This window comes from Azospirillum sp. P4_B5 (assembly GCF_056402275.1).
In genome coordinates this window covers 112,152-136,578 of record NZ_JBFUHT010000022.1, presented here as the reverse complement: position 1 = coordinate 136,578, position 24,427 = coordinate 112,152, and the positions used below count along the sequence as shown (strand labels likewise).

General features: G+C 68.2%; 15 protein-coding genes. 14 read left to right on the top strand and 1 reads right to left on the bottom strand.

Annotated elements, in window-relative coordinates; all coding sequences use genetic code 11:
- Positions 1-20 precede the first annotated feature (20 nt).
- The 3 genes from AC1DVI_RS18495 (at position 21) to AC1DVI_RS18485 (ending at position 3,845) form a co-directional block, all read left to right on the top strand.
- Positions 21-1,550, top strand: a complete 1,530-nt coding sequence (locus tag AC1DVI_RS18495) for an AMP-binding protein (RefSeq protein ID WP_476959208.1) — start codon at positions 21-23, stop codon at positions 1,548-1,550.
- Between the two features lie 119 nt (positions 1,551-1,669).
- On the top strand, positions 1,670-3,373 hold the full coding sequence (locus AC1DVI_RS18490) for a methyl-accepting chemotaxis protein (RefSeq protein WP_476959207.1): 1,704 nt from the start codon (positions 1,670-1,672) through the stop codon (positions 3,371-3,373).
- Positions 3,374-3,491: 118 nt separating this feature from the next.
- Positions 3,492-3,845: a hypothetical protein gene (locus AC1DVI_RS18485; protein WP_014242106.1), complete on the top strand. Its 354-nt coding sequence runs from the start codon at positions 3,492-3,494 to the stop codon at positions 3,843-3,845.
- A gap of 72 nt (positions 3,846-3,917) precedes the next feature.
- Here the strand turns inward: AC1DVI_RS18485 and AC1DVI_RS18480 are convergent, their stop codons facing one another.
- On the bottom strand, positions 3,918-5,411 hold the full coding sequence (locus AC1DVI_RS18480) for an acetyl-CoA hydrolase/transferase family protein (RefSeq protein WP_476959217.1): 1,494 nt from the start codon (positions 5,409-5,411) through the stop codon (positions 3,918-3,920).
- A 281-nt stretch (positions 5,412-5,692) separates the two neighbouring features.
- Between AC1DVI_RS18480 and AC1DVI_RS18475 the strand changes: the two genes are divergently transcribed.
- The 11 genes from AC1DVI_RS18475 to AC1DVI_RS18425 all read left to right on the top strand — a co-directional run bounded on the left by AC1DVI_RS18475 (position 5,693) and on the right by AC1DVI_RS18425 (position 24,093).
- Positions 5,693-6,871 (top strand): pyridoxal phosphate-dependent aminotransferase, encoded by a 1,179-nt coding sequence (locus tag AC1DVI_RS18475; protein ID WP_476959206.1) that lies wholly within the window; start codon positions 5,693-5,695, stop codon positions 6,869-6,871.
- Between the two features lie 361 nt (positions 6,872-7,232).
- A complete protein-coding gene (locus AC1DVI_RS18470; RefSeq protein WP_476959205.1) occupies positions 7,233-8,582 on the top strand; it encodes an MdtA/MuxA family multidrug efflux RND transporter periplasmic adaptor subunit in 1,350 nt (449 codons plus the stop codon).
- Between the two features lie 15 nt (positions 8,583-8,597).
- Positions 8,598-11,699: an MdtB/MuxB family multidrug efflux RND transporter permease subunit gene (locus AC1DVI_RS18465; protein WP_476959204.1), complete on the top strand. Its 3,102-nt coding sequence runs from the start codon at positions 8,598-8,600 to the stop codon at positions 11,697-11,699.
- Positions 11,696-14,971, top strand: coding sequence for an efflux RND transporter permease subunit (locus tag AC1DVI_RS18460; RefSeq protein WP_476959203.1), 3,276 nt, complete (start codon positions 11,696-11,698; stop codon positions 14,969-14,971). Before AC1DVI_RS18465 ends, AC1DVI_RS18460 begins: the two co-directional genes overlap by 4 nt.
- A 243-nt stretch (positions 14,972-15,214) precedes the next feature.
- Positions 15,215-16,699 (top strand): efflux transporter outer membrane subunit, encoded by a 1,485-nt coding sequence (locus AC1DVI_RS18455; RefSeq protein ID WP_476959202.1) that lies wholly within the window; start codon positions 15,215-15,217, stop codon positions 16,697-16,699.
- Between the two features lie 228 nt (positions 16,700-16,927).
- Positions 16,928-18,601: an FAD-dependent oxidoreductase gene (locus tag AC1DVI_RS18450; RefSeq protein WP_476959201.1), complete on the top strand. Its 1,674-nt coding sequence runs from the start codon at positions 16,928-16,930 to the stop codon at positions 18,599-18,601.
- A gap of 145 nt (positions 18,602-18,746) precedes the next feature.
- On the top strand, positions 18,747-20,237 hold the full coding sequence (locus AC1DVI_RS18445; RefSeq protein WP_476959200.1) for a PAS domain-containing sensor histidine kinase: 1,491 nt from the start codon (positions 18,747-18,749) through the stop codon (positions 20,235-20,237).
- 34 nt (positions 20,238-20,271) lie between these two features.
- On the top strand, positions 20,272-20,919 hold the full coding sequence (locus AC1DVI_RS18440; RefSeq protein ID WP_476959199.1) for a response regulator transcription factor: 648 nt from the start codon (positions 20,272-20,274) through the stop codon (positions 20,917-20,919).
- A 159-nt stretch (positions 20,920-21,078) separates the two neighbouring features.
- A complete protein-coding gene (locus AC1DVI_RS18435; RefSeq protein WP_051141058.1) occupies positions 21,079-21,453 on the top strand; it encodes a response regulator transcription factor in 375 nt (124 codons plus the stop codon).
- 78 nt (positions 21,454-21,531) lie between these two features.
- Positions 21,532-22,236: a nitroreductase gene (locus tag AC1DVI_RS18430; RefSeq protein ID WP_476959198.1), complete on the top strand. Its 705-nt coding sequence runs from the start codon at positions 21,532-21,534 to the stop codon at positions 22,234-22,236.
- 381 nt (positions 22,237-22,617) lie between these two features.
- A complete protein-coding gene (locus tag AC1DVI_RS18425; RefSeq protein ID WP_476959197.1) occupies positions 22,618-24,093 on the top strand; it encodes a hypothetical protein in 1,476 nt (491 codons plus the stop codon).
- Positions 24,094-24,427: the final 334 nt, after the last annotated feature.

Genomic DNA, 24,427 nt, shown 5'->3' with positions numbered 1-24,427 from the left:
CGCATTCGAGATTACGCACCATGTCCGATTTCGAAGAAGGGTTCGTCCGCCTGTTCACGCAGGCGGCCCGGACCGGACGCGCCCGCCTGTTCGCCCGCTTCAACGGCGAGGCGCTGAGCTTCGCCACGCTCGACCGCCAGTCCGACGGCGTCGCGGCGGAGCTGCGGCGGCTGGGCCTGAAGCCCGGCGACCGCGTGGCGCTGATGCTGCGCAACAGCCCGCTGGTGCTCTCCACCCTGTTCGGCCTCGCCAAGGCGGGACTGGTGTGGGTGCCGATCAACGCCCAGCAGCGCGGCGAAGGCCTGCGCTACATCCTGGAGCATTCGGCCCCCGGCGCCATCGTCGCCGAGGCCGAGTTCCTGCCGGTGATCGCCGAGACGGGTGGCGTGCCCGCCGGCACGCCCCTGATCGTCCAGGGCGACCCGGCGGCGGCGCTGCGGCTGGAGACCCTGCTGGAGTCCGACGCCGCCTTCGAGGAGGCGCCGCCCGCCCCCGACGACACCTTCGCCATCATGTACACCTCCGGCACCACCGGGCGGCCCAAGGGCGTGCTGGTGTCGCACCGCATGATGCGGCTGGCCGGCGAGGCGGTGGCCCGCGTCTCCGCCGCCCGCGACGGCGACGTGCTGTTCGTGTGGGAGCCGCTGTACCACATCGGCGGCGCCCAGATGATCGTCATGCCGCTGATCCGCGGCGTGTCGCTCGCCATGGTCGACCGCTTCAGCGCCAGCCGCTTCTGGGATCAGGTGCGGGAGTACGGGGCGACCCACATCCATTACCTGGGCGGCATCCTGCAGATCCTGCTCAAGCAGCCCGTCTCCCCGCGCGACCACGACCACCCGGTGCGCATCGCCTGGGGCGGCGGCTGCCCCAAGGAGACCTGGACGCCCTTCGAGGAGCGGTTCGGCGTGCAGATCCGCGAATGCTACGGCATGACCGAGGCGTCGAGCATCACCACCTGCAACGACGAGGGCGTGGTCGGCGCGGTCGGCCGCCCGATGCCCTGGTTCACGGTGGAGCTGCTGGACGGCGCGGGCAGGCCCGTGCCGCAGGGCGAGCGGGGCGAGATCGTCGTCCGCACCGACCGGCCCGGCGCCATCTTCGCCGGTTACTTCCGCAACCCGGAGGCGACGGCCCGCGCGCTCAAGGACGGTGCCCTGCACACCGGCGACCTCGGCTCGCTCGATGAGGCCGGCACTTTGCTGTTCCACGGCCGGATGACCGACAGCGTGCGCTGCAAGGGCGAGAACGTCTCGGCCTGGGAGGTCGAGCATGTGGCGGCCACCCACCCCTCCGTCGAGGACTGCGCCATCATCGGAGTCGCCGCCGAGGTGGGCGAGCAGGACATCAAGCTGTTCGTGAAGCCGAAGGCCGGGGCGACGCTGGACATCCCGTCACTGTCCGGCTGGCTCGGAAAACAACTCGCCCCCTATCAGAATCCGCGCTACATCGCGGTGGTCGAGGAGTTCGAGCGCACCCCCAGCCAGCGCATCATGAAGCACAAGCTGTCCCCGGCCTTAGACGGCTGCTGGGACCGGCTGGCCGGCTGACGGCGCGTTTCACCTCCCCCCGCATGCCGACCGGCCTGCGGGGGAATTTTTTGGACCCGGCTCTGGGTGCCCCCCTGTCGCCCCGCCGATCAAGCCCGCCTTAATGGAAAGCCCTGGACATGCCGCTGCACCGCTGGTTCTCGAACCGCAAGTTATTGCACAAGATCCTCGTTCCGGTTCTCGTCCTGCTGATCGTGATCGCCAGCCTCGTCTGGACCGCCCGGAGCGCGATCTCCGATCTGACAAGCTCCACCGCCCGCATCACCGAGGTGGTCGCCGACCGGCTCGGCGCGACCATTGCCGTCCAGTCGGCGCTCGGCGACGCCATGGACACCGAGGCGAACGCCATCGTCGCCTCGTCGCGCGAAGCCATCGACGCCGCCAACGCGCAGCTCACGGCCAACATCGCCAAGGCCCTGTCCGCCATCGACACGCTGGCCGAGGCCTATGACGACCCGGCGGAGCGCGAGAGCATCCAGGCCATCAAGTCGATCGTCGGGGAGTATGAGCGCGTCGCCCAGACCACCGTGCAGCTGGCCCGCGGCTTCGACACCGACGGCGCCATCCGCGTGTCCATCGACGTCGGCCGACCCGTCCGGCAGAAGCTGACCGCGGCGCTGGGCGAGCGGGTGGAGCAGAGCATGGCCGAGACGCGGGAGGCCGAGCGGCGCGCCACCGCCCTGTCCCAGCAGGTCATGACACGGCTCTACACCGTCGCGGGCGCCGGCGTGCTGTTCGCCTTCGGCCTGCTGGGGTCCATCCTGCTGTTCTTCGTGGTGCGTCCGCTGCACCGCCTGACGTCGGAAATGACCTCCATCGCCTCCGGCGATCTGACTGTCGCCATCCAGGGCACCGAACGCACGGACGAGGTCGGCCTGCTCGCCCGCGCGCTCCAGGTCTTCAAGAACAACGGGCTGGAGATGCGGCGCCTCCAAGAGGAGAGCGACGCGCAGAAGCGCCAGATGGAGGCCGACCGCCGGTCCGCCATGTTGGCCCTCGCCGACCAGTTCGACGCCAACGTGCAGGGCGTGGTCCAGGCCGTCTCGCAGGCCGCCCGCCAGCTTCAGAGCAACGCGCAGACGATGACCGGCGCCGCCGAGACGACGACGGAACAGGCCTCCTCGGTCGCCGCCGCGACGGAGCAGGCATCGGCCAACGTCGCGACGGTCGCCGCTGCGTCGGAGCAGCTGGGAAGCTCCATCGGGGAGATCGGCCGTCAGGTCAACGGCGCCGCGACGGTCGCCCGCGACGCCGTGGCCGAAGGGGAACGGACCAACGCGCTGGTGGAGCGGCTGGCCAGCGCCGCCCAGAAGATCGGCGACGTCGTCAACCTGATCCAGAACATCGCCTCCCAGACCAACCTGCTGGCGCTGAACGCCACCATCGAGGCGGCGCGCGCCGGCGAGGCCGGCAAGGGCTTCACCGTGGTCGCCCACGAGGTGAAGGCGCTGGCCACCCAGACCTCCCAGGCGACCGAGGAGATCGCCAGCCAGATCACCGAGATCCAGGCGATCACCGAAGGCACCGTGACGGCCATCCGCAACATCGCCCGGACCATCGCCGACGTGGACGCCATCGCCGGGGCCATCGCCGCCGCCGTGGAGGAGCAGACCGCCGCCACGCACGAGATCGGCCGCAACATCCAGCAAGCCGCCCAGGGCACCCGGCTGGTCTCCGGCAACATCGGCGGGGTCAGCCAGTCGGCCACCGACGTGCGCGAGGCTGCTGCCGAAGTGCTGGACGCCGCGAACAGCCTGTCCCGCGACTCCGACCTGCTGCGCGACGAGATCCACGGCTTCATCGCGCGGGTCCGCGCCGGTTGACACCTTTTGTACGAGCGTGACCCCCGCGTGACCATTTTCGCATCACGCGGGGGTAGCGCCCCCAACGGCCGAATTCGTGGTAGCATGGCGCTCCACAGTCGGAAGCCTTTGGAACCCCATGCCGAGCCTGTCCAGCGGCCTCAACGCCCTCATCGCCACGGTCCTGCGCAGCCACCCCTCCCTGCGGGTGCTGCCGGTGTCCCGCTACACCCGGGACCAGGCCGCCGCCTACGCCGCCGCTAACGGGCGGGCCATCGCCCACGCCGTCGACGAGCGGGGGCGGCAATCGCTCCTGGTCGCCATGACCGGGCTGGATTACGTCAGCGTCTGCGACCTCGACCACGATCTGACGGTCCCCGCCGAGCAGCCGGTGTCGCTGATCGTGCCCGAGCTGCGCGGCGGGCTGCTCGCCCGCTTCACCCCGCGCACCGCCGGGGACGTGTGCCGGATCGTCGAGGCCGTCTGCCCCTGATCCGGCGAACAGGCTCTTGCGACGGCCCCCACCCAAACCCTCCCCCGCTGCGCAGGTGAGGGCTTCGGGACCTCAGGCCGGCTGCATGCTGCCCGTCTGCTGGTAGCGCAGGTGCCAGGAGAAGGCCTCCTCCAGCAGGTGCGGCGTGTGGCCGCCGCGCTGCAGCGCCCGGCGGTGATAATCCAGCGCCAGCTCGCGGTAGCTGGGATGGACGCAGTTGTGGATGATCGTCTCCGCCCGCTCGCGCGGGGCGAGGCCGCGCAGGTCGGCCAGACCGGTTTCCGTCACCAGGACGTCCACGTCATGCTCGTTGTGGTCGGTGTGGGTGACCATCGGCACGACGCTTGAGATCCGGCCGTCCTTCGCCAGCGACTTGGTGACGAAGATGGCGAGGTGGGCGTTGCGCGCGAAATCCCCAGAGCCGCCGATGCCGTTCATCATCTGCGTGCCGTTGACGTGGGTGGAGTTCACGTTGCCGTAAATGTCGCACTCCAGCGCCGTGTTGATGCCGATCACGCCCAGCCGGCGGATGACCTCCGGGTGGTTGGAGATCTCCTGCGGGCGCAGCAGCAGCCGGCCCTTATAGCTGCCGATCCGTGGCAGGACCTCCGCGTATTTCCCGGCGCTCAGCGTGATCGAGGACCCCGAGGCGAAGGTCAGCTTGCCGGCGTCGAACAGCTCGAAGGTGCTGTCCTGCAGGACCTCGCTGTACATGGTCAGGTCGTGGAACGGGCTGTCGATCATGCCGTGCAGCACGGCGTTGGCGATGGTCCCGATCCCGGCCTGGAGCGGGTTCAGCGAGCGGCCCAGCCGGCCCTGCCGCACCTCGCGGTCCAGGAATTCGATCAGGTGGCCGGCGATGTCCTTCGTCTCGCCGTCCGGCGGCAGGATGGTGGCGCTGCTGTCCTGCTTGTGGGTCACCACGATGGCCGCGATCTTGGACGGGTCGATGGGGATGCAGGGCAGGCCGGCGCGGCTCTCCGCCGTCACCACCGGGATCGGCTCGCGGAAGGGGCGGCGCGTCGGAATGTAGACGTCGTGCATCCCCTCCAGGTCGAGCGGCTGGGTCAGGTTCAGCTCGACAATGATCTTCTCGGCCAGGATGGCGAAGGTCGCGGAATTGCCGATGGAGGTGGTGGGAACGATCCCGCCCGTCTCGGTGATCGCGCAGGCCTCGATCACCGCCACGTCCACCGGGCCCATCTGGCGGGAGCGCAGAAGCTCCACCGTCTCCGACAGGTGCTGGTCGACGAACATCACCTCGCCGCGGTTGATCGCCTTGCGCAGCACCGGGTCGGCCTGGAACGGCAGGCGGCGGGCCAGCACCCCGGCCTCCGTCAGGATGCGGTCCACGTCGTTGCCGAGCGAGGCGCCGGTCATCAGCGTGACCTTCAACCGCTCCGTCGCGGCGCGTTCGGCCAGCGCCAGCGGCACCGCCTTGGCGTCCCCGGCGCGGGTGAAGCCGCTCATGCCGATGGTCATGCCGTCGCGGATCAGCAGGGCGGCCTCTTCCGGCGTCACCACCTTCCCCCACAGGGACTTCAGGCGAATACGGTCGCGGTACATGGTCATCCTTTGCACGTTCTCGGGCGTTTGTTGCCTGGGGCGTTTGTTCGGCAGGCGATTGATTCGCTTTTATCGTTGAGGTCCGTCATAGGCCCCGCTTTCGCAGCGCTGCAATTGCCGGTCAGTCATATCAGGGTGTCCTAATGGGCATGAATGGCCGCATTGCACCGTGGCCCCTCAAACGCCCGGTTGTGCCCCGGCACCGCCCTAGGGCATATGGATTGGCTTCCGCCGTGACCCTTGTCCGGCCAACGGGAAAGCCTGCCAGGGAGCCTCCGCCGATGCGTTTCTCTTCCCTCACCGACCGCATCCGCGGCGACCGCGTCGCGGCCTGGGACATCCATTTCGCCGCCTGGACCGCCAAGGGGCGCGGCGAGGACGTGATCGTGCTGAGCGTCGGCGACCCGGATTTCGACACGCCCGCCCCGGTGCGCGACGCCGCAATCGCCGCCCTTCACGCCGGCGACACCCACTACACCCCCATTCCCGGCCGTCCGGAGCTGCGCGCCGCGCTGGCCCGCGACGTGGCCCGCCGCACCGGCATGGCCGTCGAGCCGGAGAATGTCATCGTCTGCGCCGGGGCGCAGAACGGCCTGTTCAACGCCACCCTCTGCCTCGTCGAGGCGGGGGACGAGGTGCTGGTTCCGGAGCCGATGTACCTCACCTACGAGGCCTGCGTCCGCGCGTCGGGCGCCACGCTGGTCCCGGTGGCCCCGGACGCCGCCACGCTGCGGCTGGACCCGGTGGCGCTGGCCGCCGCGGTCACCCCGCGCACCCGCGCCATCTTCCTGGCGACCCCCGCCAATCCCACCGGCATCGTCATGTCGGCGGAGGAGCTGGAGGCCGTGGCCGACCTCGCCCGCCGCCACGATCTGTGGGTGGTCGCCGACGAGGTCTACGCCAGCCTGACCTTCGACCGCCCGCACATCGGCATCGCCACCTTGCCCGGCATGGCGGAGCGCACGGTGACCATCAACAGCCTGTCCAAGTCGCACGCCATGACCGGCTGGCGCGCCGGCTGGGTGGTCGCCCCGGCGCCGTTGGTCGGCCATATGGGCACGCTGGCGCTGTGCATGCTCTACGGCCTGCCGGGCTTCGTGCAGCAGGCGGCGCTGGTCGCCGTCGAGCAGGGAGACGGGGCGGTGGCGGCGATGCGCGAGGGCTACCGCCGCCGCCGCGACATCGCTCTGGAGGCGCTCGGCTCCGTTTCCGGCCTGCGCTGCCTGAAGCCGGAGGCCGGCATGTTCATGCTGGTGGACGTGCGCGGCACCGGCCTGCCGACCATGGAGTTCGCGTGGCGGCTGTTCCGCGAGACCGGCGTGTCGGTCCTCGACGCCGGCGCCTTCGGCCCGGCGGCGGCTGGCTGCGTCCGCCTGTCCTTCGCGGTCGGCGAGGCGGAGCTTGCGGAGGCCTGCCGCCGCATCGCCGCCTTCGTGACGGGGTTGGCGTCCGGCGGCTGAGTAACATAGCCCTCTCCCCTCTGGGGAGAGGGTGGCCCGCAGGGCCTCTCGCGCTGGCCGAAGGCCAGCGCTGACGGCGGCAGGCGGATGCCTCTGGCATCCGCTGAGAGCCGGTGAGGGAGTTGCGCTTGTGCCGAACGTGGCGCCACGCGCAACCCCCTCACCCTAACCCTCTCCCCGGAGGGGAGAGGGGACTTCAAACATCCCCTCGACGCTGTTACCGAGCGTTACAAATCTAATCCCTTCTGGACATATTCTGCGCGCGACGCCGTGATAGCGTCCCGCCGGGATCGGGGCCGGGCCGCCGGCCGCCCTCCCGACGCGACTTTCCGGACGACGCCCGCAGGCGATGAAGGACCCGATGGATTTGGACACGCCTCTCAAACCGCCGCCCGCGCAGGGGCCGGACAGCCACGCCACGGCAGTGCCGGAGGCCCGCCGGGACCAGTCGGTTTCCGACGCCCAGCGGACCGACGCGCCACGGCGGCGCTCGATCCTGGGCCGGGTGCTGGCGTGGCTGGTGGTGCTGTCGCTGATCGGCGGCGGGGTGTGGTGGTTCGCCTTCCGCCCGGCGCCGGAGATGGCGGCGCGCGGTGGTCCCGGCGGCTTCCGGCCCGGCATGCCGACCGCCGCGCCGGTGGTCACCGCAACGGTCGAGAAGGGCGACATGCCGATCCGGCTGAACGGGCTGGGCACCGTGTCGTCGCTCGCCACCGTCACGGTGCGCCCGCAGGTCGGCGGCCAGCTCACCCAGGTCGCCTTCACCGAAGGGCAGGCCGTCCAGAAGGGCGACTTCCTGGCGGAGGTCGACCCGCGGCCCTTCCAACTCGCCGTCGAACAGGCGGAGGCCCAGCTTCTGCGCGATCAGGCGTTGCTGAAGAACGCCCGGCTGGACCTGGAGCGCTACCGCCTGCTGGTCAAACAGGACTCCATCGCCAAGCAGCAGCGCGACACCCAGGAATCGCTGGTCCAGCAGTATGAAGGCACGGTGAAGGCCGATCAGGTGGCGGTGGAGAACGCCAAGCTGAACCTGTCCTACACCCGCATCACCGCCCCCGTCTCTGGCCGCGCCGGGCTGCGGCTGGTCGATTCCGGCAACTACGTCACGGCGGGCGAGGCCGGCGGCATCGTCGTCATCACCCAGGTGCAGCCGATCTCCGTCCTGTTCACCCTGCCCGAGGACAACATCCCGGCGATCATGGCGCGGCTGCGCGACGGGGCGAAGCTTCCGGTCACCGCCTACGACCGGACGCGCGACCGTGTGCTGGCGACCGGCACGCTGACCACGGTGGACAACCAGATCGACGTGACCACCGGCACGGTCAAGCTGCGCGCCCAGTTCGACAACGCCGACCAGTCGCTGTTCCCCAACCAGTTCGTCAACGTCCAACTTCTGGTGGACACGCTGGCCGGCGTGCCGATGGTCCCGGTGGCGGCGGTCCAGCGCGGGGCGCCCGGCACCTATGTCTATGTGGTGAACGGCGCGGACAGCACGGCCTCGGTCCGTCCGGTGACGCTGGGCGCCAGCGACGGGGCGAAGACCGTCATCACCCAGGGCGTGCAGCCCGGCGAGACGGTGGTGATCCAGGGCGCCGACCGGCTGCGCGAAGGCGCCAAGGTGGCGGCGACCGACGGCTCGGCCCAGCCGGCCCCCACACCGTCCAGCGAGGGACCGCGTCCGCAGCGCCGCCCCCAGCGCAACGCGTCGTAACGCGCGCCTGCCGCCATGAACATCTCCCACCCCTTCGTCGTCCGCCCGGTCGCCACCTCGCTGCTGATGCTGGCGATCCTGCTGGTGGGGGCGGTGTCCTACCGCTTCCTGCCGCTGTCGGCGCTGCCGGCGGTGGAATACCCGACGATCCAGGTCCAGACCTTCTTCCCCGGCGCCAGCCCGGAGGTGATGACCTCGTCGGTCACCGCCCCGCTGGAGCGCCAGCTCGGCCAGATGCCGGGGCTGGTGCAGATGTCCTCGGTCAGCGCCGCCGGGGCGTCGGTCATCACGCTCCAGTTCGGGCTGGAGCTGAGCATCGACATCGCGGAGCAGGAGGTGCAGGCGGCCATCAACGCCGCCGGGAACCTGCTGCCGTCGGACCTTCCCGCCCCGCCGATCTACGCCAAGGTCAACCCGGCGGACGCGCCGATCCTGACGCTGGCCCTGACGTCGAAGACGCTGCCGCTGACCCAGGTGCAGGACTTGGCGGACAGCCGCTTCGCGCAGAAGCTGTCGCAGCTTCCCGGTGTCGGTCTGGTCAGCCTCAGCGGCGGGCACCGGCCGGCGGTGCGCATCCGCGCCAACGTCCAGGCGCTGGCCGCCTACGGGCTGAACATCGACGACCTGCGCAGCACCATCAACACGGCCAACGTCAACTCGCCCAAGGGCACCATCGACGGGCCGACCCGCAACTACACCATCAACGCCAACGACCAGCTCCGCCGGGCCGACGAGTACAAGGACCTCGTCGTCGCCTACCGCAGCGGCGCCCCGGTCCGCCTGTCCGACGTCGCCGAGGTGCTGGACAGCGCCGAGAACACCCGGCTGGGCGCCTGGATGAACGACACGCCGGCCATCCTCCTGAACATCCAGCGCCAGCCCGGCGCCAACGTGATCGAGGTGGTGGACCGGGTGAAGGAGATGCTGCCCAACCTGACCGCCGCCCTGCCCGGCTCGGTCGACGTCGCCGTGCTGACCGACCGCACCGTGACCATCCGCGCCTCCGTCGAGGACGTGCAGATGGAGATGATGGTGGCCATGGGGCTGGTCGTCCTGGTCATCTTCCTGTTCCTGCGCAACATCCCGGCCACGATCATCCCCAGCCTGTCGGTGCCGCTGTCACTGGTCGGCACCTTCGCCGTGATGTATCTGGCGGGTTTCAGCCTGAACAACCTGTCGCTGATGGCGCTGACCGTCGCGACCGGCTTCGTCGTGGACGACGCCATCGTGATGATCGAGAACATCGCCCGCCATGTGGAGCGCGGCGAGCCGCCGCTTCAGGCCGCGCTGAAGGGGTCGAAGCAGATCGGCTTCACCATCGTGTCGCTGACCGTCTCGCTGATCGCGGTGCTGATCCCGCTTCTGTTCATGGGCGACGTGGTCGGCCGGCTGTTCCGCGAGTTCGCCATCACGCTGGCCGTCACCATCCTGATCTCCGCCGTCGTCTCGCTGACTCTGGTGCCGATGCTCTGCGCCAAGCTGCTGCGCCACCGCGAGCCGCGCGAGATGTCCGCCATCGCCCGCCGCAGCGAGGCGTGGTTCGACGCGGTGATCGCCGGCTACGCCCGCACGCTGCGCTGGGTGCTGGACCGCCAGGGGGCGACGCTGCTGGTCGCCGTGGGCACGCTGGCGCTGACGGTGGTGCTCTACACCGCCATCCCCAAGGGGTTCTTCCCGGCGCAGGACACCGGCCTGATCCAGGGCGTGACGGAGGCCACCCAGTCCGTCTCCTACGCCGCCATGGCGGAGCGGCAGCGGGCGCTGGCGGTGGAGGTGCTGAAGGACCCCGACGTGGTCAGCCTGTCCTCCTTCATCGGGGTGGACGGCACCAACACCACCATGAACAGCGGCCGCCTCCTCATCAACCTGAGGCCGAAGGAGCAGCGGACGGATCCTGTGGCCGACATCATCCGCCGCATCCGCCACAACACCGCCGCCGTCCCCGGAATCGAGCTGTTCATGCAGCCGGTGCAGGACCTGACCATCGACGCCACCGTCAGCCGCACCCAGTACCAGTTCGTCCTCGAGGACGCGAACCCCGAGGAGCTGCGCGTCTGGGCGCCGAGGCTGCTGGACCGGCTGGCCGCGGTGCCGGAGATCACCGACGTCACCAGCAACCTTCAGGAGAAGGGGCTGTCGGCCGCCATCACCATCGACCGCGACACCGCCGCGCGCTACGGCGTCACCACGGCGGCCATCGACAACGCGCTGTACGACTCCTTCGGCCAGCGCATCGTCTCCACCATCTTCACCCAGGCCAACCAGTTCCGCGTGATCCTGGAGGCCGACCCCGACCGCATGACGGTGGACCAGCTGCTGACCGCCATCCATTTGCCCTCGGCGGGCGGCGGGCAGGTGCCGCTGGCCGCCTTCGCGCGGATGGAGGTGCGCAACGCGCCGCTCCAGATCAACCATTTCGGGCAGTTCCCGGCGGTCACCGTCTCCTTCAACCTGGCGCCGGGAGTCTCGCTGGGCGCCGCGGTCAAGGCCATCGAGGCGGCGGAGCAGGAACTCGGCCTGCCGGCCAGCGTGCTGACCCGCTTCCAGGGCGCGGCCCTGGCCTTCCAGGCGTCGCTGGGCAACCAGCTCCTGCTGATCCTGGCCGCCATCGTCACGATGTACATCGTGCTGGGCGTCCTCTACGAGAGCTACATCCACCCGATCACGATCCTCTCCACCCTGCCCTCGGCGGGGGTCGGGGCGCTGATCGCGCTGATGCTGGCCGGGCACGACCTGGACATCATCGCGATCATCGGCATCATCCTGCTGATCGGCATCGTGAAGAAGAACGCGATCATGATGATCGACTTCGCCCTCGACGCCGAGCGGGAGGAGGGCAAGCCCCCGCGCGAGGCCATCTATCAGGCCTGCCTGCTGCGCTTCCGGCCGATCCTGATGACGACCATGGCGGCGCTGCTCGGCGCCCTGCCGCTGATGCTCGGCACCGGCACGGGGTCGGAGCTGCGCCAGCCGATGGGCGTGTCGATCGTCGGCGGGCTGATCCTCAGCCAGCTTCTCACCCTCTACACCACGCCGGTGATCTATCTGGCCTTCGACCGGCTGGCCGCAAAGCTGCGCGGGCGTCCCGACGGGCAGACGGAAGGGGCCGCGCGATGAGCTGGGCCGCCAACCTGTCGGCGCCCTTCATCCGGCGGCCGGTGGCGACGACCCTGCTGACGCTCGGGCTGGCGCTGGCCGGGGCGCTGGGCTTCCTGGGGTTGCCGGTGTCGCCGCTGCCGCAGGTGGACTTCCCGACCATCTCGGTCAGCGCGTCCATGCCCGGCGCCAGCCCGGAGACGATGGCGGCCAGCGTCGCCACACCGCTGGAACGGCATCTCGCCCAGATCGCCGACGTGACGGAGATGACCTCCTCCAGCTCCGCCGGATCGACGCGGATCACGCTCCAGTTCGGGCTGAACCGCGACATCGACGCCGCGGGCCGCGAGGTGCAGGCGGCCATCAACGCCGCCCGCGCCGACCTGCCGTCCAGCCTGCGCAGCAACCCGACCTACCGCAAGGTCAACCCCGCCGACGCCCCGATCATGATCCTGACCATGACCTCGGCGACGCTCAGCCAGGGGCAGCTCTACGATTCCGCGGCGACCGTGCTCCAGCAGAAGCTGTCGCAGGTCGAGGGGATCGGGCAGGTCAGCATCGGCGGCAGCTCGCTTCCCGCCGTGCGGGTGGAGCTGAACCCGCGCGCCCTGTTCCAGTACGGCATCGGGCTGGAGGACGTGCGGGCCGCCATCGCCTCGGCCAACGCCAACGCCCCCAAGGGCGCCGTCGAGGACGGGGAACTGCGGTTCCAGATCTACACCAACGACCAAGCCAGCAAGGCCGAGGAGTACCGGTCGCTGGTCATCGCCTACCGCAACGGGGCCGCCGTCCGCCTGTCCGACGTGGCCGAGGTGTCGGACAGCGTGGAGGACCTGCGCAACGCCGGAATCACCAACGGCAAGCCGTCGGTCCTGCTGATGCTGAACCGCCAGCCGGCGGCCAACATCATCGAGACGGTGGACCGGGTGAAGGCCATGCTGCCGGAGCTTCGCGCCTCCATCCCCGCCGACATCGACCTGTCGGTCTCCAGCGACCGCACCACGACCATCCGCGCCTCGCTGGCCGAGGTGGAGCACACGCTGATCATCGCCGTCGGGCTGGTGGTGATGGTGGTGTTCCTGTTCCTGCGCAACGCGCGGGCGGCGCTGATCCCCAGCGTCGTGGTGCCGGTGTCGCTGATCGCCACCTTCGGCGCCATGTATCTGCTGGGCTACAGCCTGAACAACCTGTCGCTGATGGCGCTGACCATCGCCACCGGCTTCGTGGTGGACGACGCCATCGTCGTTCTGGAGAACATCGCCCGCCACATCGAGAACGGCATGTCCCGTACCCAGGCCGCGCTGCGCGGCGCGCGGGAGGTCGGCTTCACCGTCCTGTCGATGAGCCTGTCGCTGGTCGCCGTCTTCATCCCGATCCTGCTGATGGGCGGCATCGTCGGGCGGCTGTTCCGCGAGTTCGCCCTGACCCTGTCCATCGCCATCCTGGTCTCGATGGTCATCAGCCTGACCACCACGCCGATGATGTGCGCCATCCTGCTGCGTGAGCCGCGCAAGGCGAAGGAACCGGGCCGCATCGTGGGTGGCTTGCGCCGGATCGGGGGGCGGATCGGCGCCCAAATCGGCGGGGGCACGCTGCGCCTCTACGACCGCACGCTGACGGCGGCGCTCGACAACAGCCTGCTGACCATGGTGGTCTTCGCGGCCACCGTCGCGCTCTCCGTCCATCTCTTCACGATCATCCCCAAGGGCTTCTTCCCGCAGCAGGACACCGGCCGGCTGATCGGCTTCGTCGTGGCGGACCAGAGCACCTCCTTCACGCTGATGAAGGAGAAGATGGAGCGCTTCGTGGCGCTGGTGCAGGCCGACCCGGCGGTGGACACGGTGGTGGGCTACACCGGCGGCAGCCGGACCAACAGCGGCTTCATGGCCGTCTCGCTGAAGCCGCTGGCGCAGCGCGACGTCACCGCCGACGCGGTGATCGCCCGGCTGCGCACCCAGCTCACCCAGGTGCCCGGCGCGAACCTGTACCTGTCGGTCATGCAGGATTTGCGGGCGGGCGCGCGGCAGTCCAACGCCAACTACCAGTTCACGCTGCAGGGCGACACGCTGGACGAGTTGCAAACCTGGGCGCCCCGCCTGACCCAGGCCCTCCAGCAGGTGCCGGAGTTGACGGAGGTGAACTCCGACCAGCAGCAGCGCGGGCTGGCGCTGGAGGTGACGGTGGACCGCGACGCCGCGGCGCGGCTGGGCCTGTCCTTCAACCAGATCAACAACACGCTCTACGACGCCTTCGGCCAGCGCTCCGCCTCGACCATCTACAACCCGCTGAACCAGTACCGCGTCATCATGGAGGTCGCCCCCCGGTACCGCGAGGACCCGGAAATGATGAAGGACATCCTCATCAGCAAATCCGGCGGGGCGGTCAGCGGCACCCAGGCGACGAGCGCCATCGCCGGGGCGGCCACCGCCGACACCGAGGCCGCGCGCAACCAGCGCATCAACCAGATCGCCACCACCGGCCGCACCGCCGCCTCCACCGGATCGGCGCTCAGCACCGGCGTGGAGACGATGATCCCGCTCTCGGCGATCGCCCGCGTCGCGCTGGAGAACACGCCGCTGTCGGTGAACCACCAGGGGCCGTTCGTCGCCACCACCCTCTCCTTCAATCTCGCCCCCGGAATCTCGCTGGGCGAGGGGCTGGCCGTGATCCGCCACACCATGGACCGGATCGGCGTGCCGACGACCATCCAGGGCAGCTTCCAGGGCACCGCGCGGGTGTTCCAGCAGTCCATCGGCGACCAGCCGGTGCTGATCCTGGCGGCGCTGCTGGCCGTCTACATCGTGCTGGGCGTGCTCTACGAGAGCTACATCCACCCGCTGACCATCCTGTCCACCCTGCCCTCCGCCGGGGTGGGGGCTCTGATGGCGCTGATGGCGCTGGACAAGGAGCTGAGCATCATCGCGCTGATCGGGGTGATTTTGCTGATCGGCATCGTCAAGAAGAACGCGATCATGATGATCGACGTGGCCCTGGAGGCGGAACGGAGCGAGGGGCTGGACCCGCGCACCGCGATCCACCGCGCCTGCCTGCTGCGCTTCCGTCCGATCATGATGACCACGGTCGCCGCCCTGCTGGGCGCCCTGCCGCTGGCGCTGGGCTCCGGCGACGGGGCCGAGCTGCGCCAGCCATTGGGCATTGCCATCGTCGGCGGTCTGGTGGTCAGCCAGATGCTGACCCTCTACACGACGCCGGTCACCTACCTGTACCTCGACCGCTTCCGGCTGTGGTGCCGCCGACGCTGGCGGCGCCCCGAGGCGGGTGTCGCGGCATGATGGACGCGTTTGCCCATCGTAGCCCTCTCCCCTCTGGGGAGAGGGAGGGGACCCGCCGCGACAGCGGTGGGGAGGGTGAGGGGGCCGGTGCGCCTGGAGCGCACCGCCAAGGGGCATGCTGCCCCTTGGCAATCCCCTGGCATGGGCTGGCGCCCATGCAGCCCCCTCACCCTCCCCTCTCCCCGGAGGGGAGAGGGATTTTATTAAGCGATGGCTCTAGATCGACGCACGGATGAACCTGACATGACGACGATCTTCGGGCGGCGCGCCCGTCTCCTGGGCACGGCGCTCGGCACCCTCACCCTGCTGTCGGCCTGCGCGGTCGGACCGGATTACGAGCGGCCGTCCGCCGCCGTGCCATCTGCCTACAAGGAAGGCGGCGTCACCCCCGTGGCCTTCGCACCGCCCCCTGTCCCGCGCGACGACGGCTGGCGCACCGCCGCGCCGGGACAGGCGGAGGTCGGACCCTGGTGGACCATCTTCAACGATCCGGTGCTGGACGGGCTGATGCGGCGGGTGGAGGTGGACAACCAGAGCCTGAAAGTGGCGGAGGCCGCCTACCGGCAGGCCAAGGCGCTGTCGGATCAGGCCCGCTCCTCCTTCTTCCCGATCCTGTCGGTCAGCGGCGGGGCCGACCGGGTGGGAACCGTCGGGTCGGGCAACCGCAGCACCTCCGGCACCGCCATCAGCCGCAGCGGAACCCCGGTGACCACCTACGACGCCGGGCTGGGGGCGAGCTGGGCGCCGGACCTGTGGGGCCGCATCCGCCGTTCGGTGGAAAGCAACGACGCCAACCTCCAGGCCAGCGCCGCCGACCTCGCCGCCGCCCGCCTGTCGGCGCAGGCTCAGCTGGCCACCGCCTATGTCCAGTTCCGCGTGGCGGACGAACGCAAGGCGCTGCTGGAGCGGGCCATCGCCGCCTACCGCCAGTCGCTGGAGATCGCCCGCAACCGCCACGCCGTGGGCACGGCGACCCTGGCCGACGTCTTCACGGCAGAGACACAGGTCCGCTCGACCGAGTCGCAGCTCGTGGCGCTCGGGGTCCAGCGCGCCCAGTTCGAGCACGCCATGGCGGTTCTGGTCGGGCAGGCGCCCGCCGCCTTCGCGCTGGCCCCGGCACCGCTGACCGCCGCGGTCCCGGCGATCCCGCCCGGCGTGCCCTCAGCCCTGCTGGAGCGCCGGCCGGACATCGCGGCGGCGGAGCGGCAGATGGCCCAGGCCAACGCCCAGATCGGCATCGCGGAGTCGGCTTGGTACCCGGACGTGGTGCTGTCCGGTTCCCTCACCAACAGCGCGACGATCCTGCCAAAGCTCCTCCAGGCGCCGACGGCGCTCTGGGCGGTCGGGGCACAGGTCGCCCAGACCCTGTTCGACGGTGGCACGCGGACGGCCGAGGTGGAGCTGCGCCGCGCTGTCTTCGACCAGAGCGTGGCGCAGTACCGCCAGACCGTGCTGACCGCCTTCCAGGAGGTGGAGGACCAGCTCGCTGCCCAGCGCATCCTGGCGCAACAGGCCGCCGTGCAGGACGACGCGGTGCGGCTGGCGCGCGAGGCGGAGCGGCTGACCCTGAACCAGTACCGGGCGGGTACCCTGCCCTACAGCAGCGTCCTGACCGCCCAGACCGCCGCCCTGTCGGACGAGGAAAGCGCCCTGTCGGTCCGGCAGAGCCGCCTGCTGGCCGCGGTGTCGCTGCTCCAGGCGTTGGGGGGCACTCCGCCGAATTTTTAATCCGGAAAAAGACCGGGCTACCCCTTCGGATTCCGCATCGGAAGGGGTGCGGGGATGGGACGGTCAATCCTTTGGAAAAACGGGTGAAATCCGCGCGAATGCTGACGATGGGAGCGGTGCCGGGGCTATCCCTCTGGACGGGCTAGCCCGCAATTTCAGTAACAGCACCAGGAACTTGAGATTTATCTGAGTCCCGTGCGTTCAACCCCAAAGAAAAGCAGGCGCAGCATGATCCTCGATGCTCGCTCGGTGTCCTCGGGCACCAACCTTGACGCGGACCTCTGCATCGTCGGCGCCGGCGCCGCCGGGCTTGCCATAGCCCGTGCGTTGGCCGGTTCGCGCTGGAAGATCGTCCTTCTGGAGAGCGGCGGGCTCGACCCCGACGGCCACACCCAGTCGCTCTACGCCGGCGAGAATCTCGGCCTGCCCTACGAGCGCCTGTCCACCGCGCGCAGCCGCTATTTCGGCGGCAGCACCAACTGCTGGGGCGGCTTCTGCCGGCCCTTCGAGCCGATCGACATGGAGGCGCGGCCTTGGGTGCCGAACAGCGGTTGGCCCTTTGGGCCGGAGATGCTGGCCCCCTACTACGCACGCGCCCACAGCCACCTGAATCTGCCGTCGCGCATCTATGACAACGGCCATTGGGAAAAGACCCTGGCGCCGGACGGGATCGAGTTCCTGCCGGTGGAGGGCGGCGCCCTGGAGAACCGCGTCGCCCAGATCAGCGACCAGCCGCGCGTCGGCGTGACCTCCGTCGACGAGATCGTCCAGGCCGCGAACATCGCCTGCTACTTGAACGCCAACGTCACCGAGTTCGAGACCAACGACACCGCCACGGTGGTGGAGCGGGTGCGCTGCGCCGCGCTCAGCGGCGCCCGCTTTACGGTCACCGCGCGGCAGTTCGTCCTGTGCTGCGGCGGCATCGAGAACGCCCGCCTGCTGCTGCTGTCCAACCGGGTGCAGAGCGCCGGGCTGGGCAACGGCCACGATCTGGTCGGCCGCTACTTCACCGACCACCCGCGCATCAAGGCCGGCTCCGTCCGCCTGACCGATCAGGCGCGGCACCGCCGCCTCTACGACATGACGCTGACCCTGTCGCGCCGCCGGCTGAACACCAAGCATCTGCCGGTCTCCGCCTCCCTGTCGCCGACGGTGGAGACGCAGCGGCGGCTGGGGCTGATGAACTCCCGCAGCTATCTGGTGGCGCAGTACCATGGCGAGGCGACCGCCGGGGTGCGCGCGCTGCACGACCTGCGCATGCTGATGTCCGACCGCCGCAAGTTCGGCCACGCTGAAGGCGACCTGCGCGCCCTGCTGCGCGAGGCGGTGCCGCAGATCGCGCTGAATCTGCCGAACCTCGCCTACGCGCTGTTCGACAATGTGGTCAACCCGGCCTGGGTGGCGCGCAGCTTCCTGCTGGAGACCATCGTGGAGCCGGTGCCCAACCCGGACAGCCGCGTGACCCTGGCGGCGGAGCGCGACGCGCTGGGCCTCAACCGGGCCGACACGGTGTGGCGCCTGACCGAGCAGGATCGCGACAACTTCCTGCGCACCAACGAGCTGGTGCGGACGGAGCTGACCCGCAACGGCCTGATCACGGTGACCGAGCCGGACCCGCAGGAGGCCGCCGAACGCGCCTGGGCGGAGCGCATTTCCTGGTGCTGGCACCATATGGGCACCACCCGCATGCACGACGACCCGAAGCAGGGCGTGGTCGACGCGCGCTGCAAGGTGCACGGGATGCACAACCTGTACATCGGCGGCAGCTCGGTCTTCCCCAGCATGGGTTGCGACCACCCGACCATCAACCTCGTGGCGCTGGCCTTCCGCCTCGCCGAGGAGGTGGCGGCCCAGCTTCAGCACGACCGCGCCGTCACGCTGGAGGGCCAGCAGGCGGCGTGAGGGGGCGCCGCGCCCCCTTATCCTCCCCCCAAACCCATTGACCGAGAAATCAACTCAACTACTCTTGACCCTGAACAGGTTTGAAGGACAAGAGAAGTTGGGGACGGGGATGGCGGACGATATCGGGACGGGAAGCCCGGACCTCATGCTGCGCTTTCAGGCCATGCTGGACACGGTGCCGGACGGGGTCGTCATCATCGATGCCGAAGGGCACATCCAGACCTTCAACCCGGCCTGCGAGCGGCTGTTCGGCTGGACGGCGGCGGAGGTCATCGGCCACAACGTCAAGATGCTGATGCCGCCGCCCTACCGGGAGGAGCATGACGGCTATCTGGAACGCTACCAGCGGACCGGTGAGCGCCGGATCATCGGCATCGGGCGCGAGGTCACCGGCCTGCGCCGCGACGGCACGACCTTTCCGATGGAGCTGTCGGTCGGCGAGGCCTGCCGGGAGGTCGGCGGCGGCGGAGTCTACATCGGAATCATCCGCGACATCAGCGAGCGCAAGCGGGCCGAAACCGCCCTGCGCGAGCGCGAGGCCCGCCTCACTTCCATCCTGGAGACCGTGCCCGAGGCGATCATCGTCATCAGCGAGCGCGGGCTGATCGAGTCCTTCAGCCCGGCGGCGGAGCGGCTGTTCGGCTACAGCGCCGCCGAGGTGACGGGGCGCAATGTCAGCATGCTCATGCCCTCCCCCTACCGGGAGCAGCACGACCGCTACATGGACCATTACCTGACCACCGGCGAGCGCAGGATCATCGGCATCGGCCGGGTGGTCTCCGGCCTGCGCCGCGACGGCTCGGTCTTCCCCATGGAGCTGGCGGTGGGCGAGGTGCGGTTGGCCGGGCACCGCTGCTTCACCGGCTTCATCCGCGACCTGACCGAGCGGCAGGCCACCGAGAAACGGCTTCAGGAGCTTCAGGCGGAGCTTCTCCACGTCAGCCGGGTCAGCGCCATGGGCCAGATGGCCTCCACCCTGGCGCACGAGCTGAACCAGCCGCTGACCGCCGTCATCAACTACGCCAAGGCGGTGAAGCGCCTGCTCGACCGTCCGGACGGGGCGGACAAGGCGCGGGAGACGATGGACAAGGCCACCGCCCAGGCGGCCCGCGCCGGCCAGATCATCCGCCGCCTGCGCAACTTCATCGAGAAGGGCCAAACCGAGCACACCGTGGAGAGCATCGGCAAGGTGGTGGAGGAGGCCAGCGCCCTCGCTCTGGTCGGCGCCAAGGAGCGCGGCGTCCATGTCCGGCTGGAGATGAGCGGCGACGAGCGCCCCGTGCTGATCGACAAGATCCAGATCCAGCAGGTCGTCCTCAACCTCGTCCGCAACGCCATCGAGGCCATGGCCGACTCGGAGGTTCGGGAATTGACGGTCGCCACCGGCCCCGACCCGGAGTCCGCGGCGCTGATGCGCGTCACCGTCCGCGACACCGGCCCCGGCCTGAACGAGACCGTCCTGGCCCAGCTTTTCCAGCCTTTCGTCACGACCAAGGAGAAGGGAATGGGGCTCGGCCTGTCGATCTGCCGGTCGATCATCGAGGCCCATGGCGGCCGCCTGTGGTTGGAACCGGGGGGCGGAGGGGCCACCTTTGCCTTCACCGTGCCGGTTGCCGGAGAGGATGATGCGCCCTGAGTCCCCATTGCCGCCCGAATTATCCCCGTCGGACATGACGGTCTTCGTCCTGGACGACGACGAGGCGGTGCGCGATTCCGTCGTGATCCTGCTGGAATGCGAGGGCTTCCGGGTCGAGGGCTTCGCGTCGCCCCTCGCCTTCCTGGAATCGGACGCGCCGTCGCGTCCCGGCTGTCTGCTGGTCGATGTGCGGATGCCGCAGATGAGCGGGCTCGACGTGCAGGAGCGGCTGGTGCAGGAGGGGCGCGGCCTGCCGGTGATCGTCATGACCGGCCACGCCGACGTGCCCCTGGCGGTGCGGGCCATGAAGGCCGGCGCCGTCGATTTCGTCGAGAAGCCCTTCGACGAGCAAGCCCTGATCGGCAGCGTGAAGGCCGCCCTGGCCCGCGCCGTTCCGCCCGTGGCAGCGCCGGCCACCCAGGCGCCGGTCCCCGCTCCGGCCGCTCCCGCCGCGTCACCGGAGGTGCTGGAGCGGCTGTCCAGCCTGACGCCGCGGGAGCGCGACGTGCTGCAATGGCTGGTCGAAGGCAAGTCGAACAAGGTTATCGCCTTCGAGTTGTCGATCAGCCCGCGCACCGTGGAGATCCACCGCGCCCGCGTGATGGAGAAGATGCGCGCCGACAGCCTGCCCTCGCTCGTCCGCATGGCTCTGGCCGCCGGGATCACCCCCAAAGGGGAGTGATTCGGGCCGCCGGTCGGCCCCGGCGGCGACTGATCCACATCAAAACCACGCCCGATAAGGGGAACTCCGTATTCCGGCACCGCCGGTCGGCTTCTATCTTCCCTGTAACGCCCCACGAACGGGCGTCATTCCGGGTGATTTCCGATGCTGGAGGCAGTCTTGGCCGAACCGGGCGATAGCATCGTCTACATCGTCGACGACGACGAGCCGGTGCGGGACTCGATGAAGGCGCTGCTCGAAGCCTGTGCCTTCGAAGTGCGCGACTACGCGTCGTGTCAGAGTTTCATGGATCAGTACAACGGCAAGCCGTCGGGCTGCCTCGTTCTCGACCTGCACCTGCCGGTGATGAGCGGGCTGGAGTTCATCGAGCGCTTTGGGGCGAATCTGCACGGCCTGCCCGTCATCATGGTGTCGGGGCGCGGCGATCCCGCCACCTTCGCCCGCGCGCGGGAGGCCGGCGTGACCGCCTTCCTGGAAAAGCCGTTCGAAGAAGACCAGCTCCTTGACGCGGTGCAGCGCCTGCTGCCAGCCTGACCGCCCGTCTCCTTATCTGAGAGGGCCGCCGTTCCCCGGACAGGGTTCGCACGACACCGTCCACCGTGGAGCGCGCCCATGGCGTCCGAAGCCCCCTCCTCCCGCCCCCTGTCCGCCCTGGACGCCGTGCGCAGCCGCCGCAGCGTCCGCGCCTTCACCGCCGAGCCGGTGCCGCGCGCCGTGGTGGAGGAGATCCTCGACGCCGCTAGCCGGGCGCCCAGCGGCTCCAACATCCAACCCTGGAAAGTCCATGTGGTGGCCGGCGCGGCGCGCGAGGCGCTGTCGACCGAGCTGCGCGCCGCCCATTTCGACCCGGCGGACGCCCAGGACGGGGCGGAATACACCTACTACCCGACCCAGTGGTTCGAGCCCTATCTGGGGCGGCGCCGCAAGATCGGCTGGGACCTCTACGGCCTGCTCGGCATCGCCAAGGGCGACCGCGCGGCGATGGCGGAGCAGCACGCCCGCAACTACGACTTCTTCGGCGCCCCGATCGGGCTGTTCTTCACCATGGACCGGCGGATGGAGCAGGGAAGCTGGCTCGACGTCGGCATGTTCATGGAGAATGTGATGGTGGCGGCGCGGGGCCTCGGGCTGGACACCTGCCCGCAGGCCGCCTTCATCACCCATCACCGCATCGTCCGCCGCCACCTTGCCATCCCGGACACCGACATCCTGCTGAGCGGCATGGCGCTGGGCCACGCCGACCCCGACGCACCGGAGAACCGCCTGGAGACCGAGCGCGCCCCGGTCGCCGACTTCACCCGCTTCCACGGCTTCTGACGCCTCCTCCCAATCCCGGAGGGGGAGGACGCCAAGGGCGCGGCCCCCTTGCGTGACGGCGCCGGTCCATATTGACGCCTCGACGGACGGCGCTCGCCGCCGACCGATGCCGAACCTGCGGCGCGGAAGGGGCAAGGGCGAAGTCGCCGGAGTGTGGAGGCGCGTCCGCGCCCGCTCTGACGCGGAGACCCATCAGTTCAACTGTCGCTTTCGGAGCGCTCTCGAGCGTCCGAATCTGACTCGAAGCGGACCCGTCTACAAGCTTACGGGCATTGTTCGGCGCATACATTGACTTAGGGTCGCAGTAGATGGGATGACTTGCTACCTGGGCGTTGGCGGGCTATCCTATTGCGGTTACTTATATCATTGGCAGAGGGCGCGATGGGAACGTTCTTCAGCGACACATTTGGCATTGAGCCAGACCTCTTGGAATCTTATGGTGCCTTTGACATTTCGATCATAAATGACTTACCTCTGTTCATTGATCCATTCTTGCTCTTTCACAGCGAAAAAGAAGAATACCAAGTATTGCACCGACAAATTATCGACTACTTGGTGTTTCTTCGTGACCACGCAGCAAACGGGCCTGTAAGCGAGGGCCAACTGCGAAACTGGTATTGCTTTCCAGAAGTCAAGCAGAACTGGCTTGGATTTTCCCTCGTGGGCAATGGTGGAAGTGGCCTGGGCATCGATTTTGCTCGAGAGTTGCACAGCAACCTTGGGAAGGTTTTCAGTAATTTCGGTGGCGAGAGCATCACTGAAAGCAGCCATCTGGAAAAGGTCTGCCTCATTGCCGACGGCGTCGGCAAAGACAATATCAGCGACTTTGTGACAAACCTCATTCAAAATTTCTTGTGCCAGTATACTGAGAAATTTGCTTGCGAGCACCTTTCTGACAGTCAAGTACGTGAAGTTTCTATAGCGCGCGCAATTTTCAACTACGAAACCGAAAGTTGGCAGCGGCGCACATATCGATTGCCCTGGTACGAAGGTGACTTTATCATCCTTACGCCCAAAGACATGCTCACTCGTGACGATACATGGATTAATCGGAGCGATATGATAACCGGGTTTGATCAAATTCCGGCAGCCATACCTAGTGCACAGCTACGGGCATCCGTCGCCAATTACTTCCATTTGGCGCTTAGCCGCCGCGTTAAGCCAAAAAAATCACCTACAGCGAAGGATCGCCATGGGGCTGCTGCAGAAACCATTCGGAATTTTCCTGAGCTTATTGACTACTACATTAGACTTAAGGAAATGAACGGCGACGAAGCTGCGGATGTGAGCGCTGAAAAAGTGCTGCTGACTGAAATGTTCTTCTCTCAGCGTATGCGGGAAATTCTACAGCCGCAGCTCGAGCAGACTGGATTTTATGAGATTGCCGGCGGCACCTATGCTGAGGCTCATACTCGCCTTGCTTACCTCAAGCATGCTATTGAGGACCAAGGGTGCTGGCGCATTTTCTACGACAAAGATGGCAAGCCAGTTGAGCGGGAAAAGGACATCCAAATACTTTTCCGTTTGGTGTGGTTCGGCACCCGCTCGGATATCGGTCCAGAGGCCAATGACGGCCGAGGACCAGTTGACTTTAAGGTATCCCGAGGCCGACACAAGACTTTGGTCGAGATGAAACTTGCCAAGAACAGTAAACTTGAGACCAATCTTCAAAAGCAGGTTGAGGTATATCAGGCAGCAGCGGATGCAGAGCGCGGCATCAAGGCCATCATCTATTTCAACTATAATCAGCTTAGACGGGTCAGGGATATCCTGAAGCGTCTTAATCTAGAAGGCAATCAGGACATTATTCTATTGGACGCCCGCAGTGACAACAAGCCCTCGGCATCAAATGCCTAATTTCAAAAGTGAGTACATCATACGGGCTGCGGCCAACATTCATTATTTCTTCCAGATGATGTCTGCTTATCTTGAATAGGGTTATCGCGTTGTACCCTTTTCATGACCATCCGGGCAGCCCACCTGATGTCCACTCCTGGCGCTGGACTGACACACGCAAGTAGCTACTCGGGGAGCAGCCTCGACCTTTGCATCGTAGTGCCCATCCTCCAACCCGACACGTACGGCACGCGCAAGCTGAACGGACGTTCCGCTCCAAGAGCGTCGCTCACGCTCGAAAACCCGGTTACACCGCGTTCGCGATGTGCGTTTTCGCACAGGCGTTGGCGGGCCG

Excerpts from the sequence above, each read along its gene's own strand:
- AC1DVI_RS18495 (WP_476959208.1), top strand. The coding sequence starts at position 21 with ATGTCCGATTTCGAAGAAGGGTTCGTCCGCCTGTTCACGCAGGCGGCC.
- AC1DVI_RS18490 (WP_476959207.1), top strand. The coding sequence starts at position 1,670 with ATGCCGCTGCACCGCTGGTTCTCGAACCGCAAGTTATTGCACAAGATC.
- AC1DVI_RS18485 (WP_014242106.1), top strand. The coding sequence starts at position 3,492 with ATGCCGAGCCTGTCCAGCGGCCTCAACGCCCTCATCGCCACGGTCCTG.
- AC1DVI_RS18480 (WP_476959217.1), bottom strand. The coding sequence starts at position 5,411 with ATGTACCGCGACCGTATTCGCCTGAAGTCCCTGTGGGGGAAGGTGGTG.
- AC1DVI_RS18475 (WP_476959206.1), top strand. The coding sequence starts at position 5,693 with ATGCGTTTCTCTTCCCTCACCGACCGCATCCGCGGCGACCGCGTCGCG.
- AC1DVI_RS18470 (WP_476959205.1), top strand. The coding sequence starts at position 7,233 with ATGGATTTGGACACGCCTCTCAAACCGCCGCCCGCGCAGGGGCCGGAC.
- AC1DVI_RS18465 (WP_476959204.1), top strand. The coding sequence starts at position 8,598 with ATGAACATCTCCCACCCCTTCGTCGTCCGCCCGGTCGCCACCTCGCTG.
- AC1DVI_RS18460 (WP_476959203.1), top strand. The coding sequence starts at position 11,696 with ATGAGCTGGGCCGCCAACCTGTCGGCGCCCTTCATCCGGCGGCCGGTG.
- AC1DVI_RS18455 (WP_476959202.1), top strand. The coding sequence starts at position 15,215 with ATGACGACGATCTTCGGGCGGCGCGCCCGTCTCCTGGGCACGGCGCTC.
- AC1DVI_RS18450 (WP_476959201.1), top strand. The coding sequence starts at position 16,928 with ATGATCCTCGATGCTCGCTCGGTGTCCTCGGGCACCAACCTTGACGCG.
- AC1DVI_RS18445 (WP_476959200.1), top strand. The coding sequence starts at position 18,747 with ATGCTGCGCTTTCAGGCCATGCTGGACACGGTGCCGGACGGGGTCGTC.
- AC1DVI_RS18440 (WP_476959199.1), top strand. The coding sequence starts at position 20,272 with ATGACGGTCTTCGTCCTGGACGACGACGAGGCGGTGCGCGATTCCGTC.
- AC1DVI_RS18430 (WP_476959198.1), top strand. The coding sequence starts at position 21,532 with ATGGCGTCCGAAGCCCCCTCCTCCCGCCCCCTGTCCGCCCTGGACGCC.
- AC1DVI_RS18425 (WP_476959197.1), top strand. The coding sequence starts at position 22,618 with ATGGGAACGTTCTTCAGCGACACATTTGGCATTGAGCCAGACCTCTTG.